Source organism: Sandarakinorhabdus sp. (assembly GCF_040398645.1).
Lineage (GTDB): Bacteria > Pseudomonadota > Alphaproteobacteria > Sphingomonadales > Sphingomonadaceae > Sandarakinorhabdus.
Window position 1 is genome coordinate 28,163 of the sequence record NZ_JBBATR010000014.1, and the last position, 1,943, is coordinate 30,105.

The 1,943-nt window shown below is 60.6% G+C and carries 2 protein-coding genes; both read left to right on the top strand.

Annotated elements, in window-relative coordinates:
- The first annotated feature begins 220 nt into the window (after positions 1 to 220).
- Positions 221 to 850 carry an ATP-dependent Clp endopeptidase proteolytic subunit ClpP gene (gene clpP / locus ABWP50_RS05060; RefSeq protein ID WP_353216902.1) on the top strand — a complete coding sequence of 210 codons (630 nt, stop codon included), beginning with the start codon at positions 221 to 223 and terminating at the stop codon, positions 848 to 850.
- A gap of 206 nt (positions 851 to 1,056) precedes the next feature.
- A partial coding sequence (gene clpX, locus ABWP50_RS05065) for an ATP-dependent Clp protease ATP-binding subunit ClpX (RefSeq protein ID WP_353216903.1) occupies positions 1,057 to 1,943 on the top strand: 887 nt, incomplete at its 3' end.

Sequence of the window (1,943 nt, forward strand, 5' to 3'; positions counted from 1 at the left end):
GCGCCGGCCAAGCCCAAGAAGGCCGCCAAGAAGGCCAGCTGATTGCGAAGATAGGTTTTGCAGACAGGCCCTGCCGGTTCGCCGCGCAGGGCCTTGCTGTTTCTGGGCTGTTTTTTCGGCGATTTTTGTGGACAGTCTGGCGGCGTGGCTGCCCGGCGGCGTCCTGCCCCCTTGAACTTACCGCCCAAACGTCCAAACTAGGGGTTCAAAGGAGTCTCTGATGATTGTTCCGCACGCTGGCCTCGTTCCGATTGTTATTGAAAACTCTGCCCGGGGCGAACGCTCCTTCGATATTTTTTCCCGTCTGCTCCGCGACCGCATCGTGTTTGTGAACGGCCAGATCGAAGATGGCATGGCGTCGGTGATCGTCGCGCAGCTGTTGTTTCTGGAATCGGAAAATCCCAAGAAAGACATTTACATGTACATCAATTCGCCTGGCGGGGTGATCACCTCGGGCATGGCGATTTACGATACGATGCAATATATCCGGCCCAAGGTGGCGACTGTGTGCGTGGGCCAGGCCGCATCAATGGGCAGTTTCCTTCTGGCGGCCGGTGAGCCGGGCATGCGCGTGTCGCTGCGCAACAGCCGCATCATGGTGCACCAGCCGTCCGGCGGCGCCCAGGGCCAGGCCACGGATATCGAAATTCAGGCGCGCGAGATCCTGCGCATCCGCGGCATCATGAACGATTTGTATGTCAAGCACACCGGCAAGGATCTCGCGACGATCGAGCTGGCCATGGAGCGTGACAAGTTCATGAGCGCCGATGAAGCGCAGGCGTTCGGGCTGATTGATTCGGTGATGGACAAGCGTCCGCTGCCGACCGAAGCCGAATCGCTGGCTGCTTGACCACCGCCGCGCAGCGCCCGCCGCAAGCCGGCGGTAGGCGCTGCGCGGATTTTTCGCGCCGTTTTGGTGGTTTGCATCGGTAGGCCGCGACACAGCGGCGTGCGGGCGGCCTTGCGGTCTTGGCTGGATTGCCGTTAAACTGTCATGCTAGCGGTGACGTTGGCGTATTTGCCGGTGCAGGCCGACCGGCGTGAGGAAGGACTAGCATGACCAAGCTGGGCGGCAGCGACAGCAAAGGCACGCTCTACTGCAGCTTCTGCGGCAAGAGCCAGCATGAGGTCAGGAAGCTGATCGCCGGGCCAACTGTGTTCATCTGCGATGAATGCGTGGAGCTGTGCAACGACATCATCCGCGAGGAAACCAAGACGGCGCTGGTGAAAAAATCCGGCGATGTCCCGACCCCGCGCGAAATCTGCAAGGTGCTCGATGATTATGTGATCGGGCAGTTTCACGCCAAGCGCGTGTTGTCGGTGGCGGTGCACAACCATTACAAGCGGCTGAACCACGGCGGCAAGGGTGCCGAAGTGGAACTGGCCAAGTCCAACATCCTTCTGGTTGGCCCCACCGGCTGCGGCAAGACCCTGCTGGCGCAAACGCTGGCGCGGATCCTGGATGTGCCGTTCACCATGGCCGATGCCACTACGCTGACCGAGGCAGGGTACGTGGGTGAAGACGTTGAGAATATCATCCTGAAATTGCTGCAAGCCAGCGATTACAACGTCGAACGCGCTCAGCGCGGCATCGTGTATATCGATGAAATCGACAAGATCAGCCGCAAATCGGACAATCCGTCGATCACCCGCGACGTGTCCGGCGAAGGCGTGCAGCAGGCCCTGCTCAAGATCATGGAAGGCACCACTGCCTCCGTGCCGCCGCAGGGTGGGCGCAAGCATCCGCAGCAGGAATTTTTGCAGGTCGATACCACCAACATCCTGTTCATCTGCGGCGGCGCGTTCAATGGCCTCGATCGCATCATCGGCGATCGGTTGCAGGGCCGCTCAATCGGTTTTGGTGCGCATGTCGCTGCGCCGGATGAGCGCCGCGTCGGCCAATTGCTGCGCCAGTGTGAGCCCGAAGATCTGCTGCGCTTTGG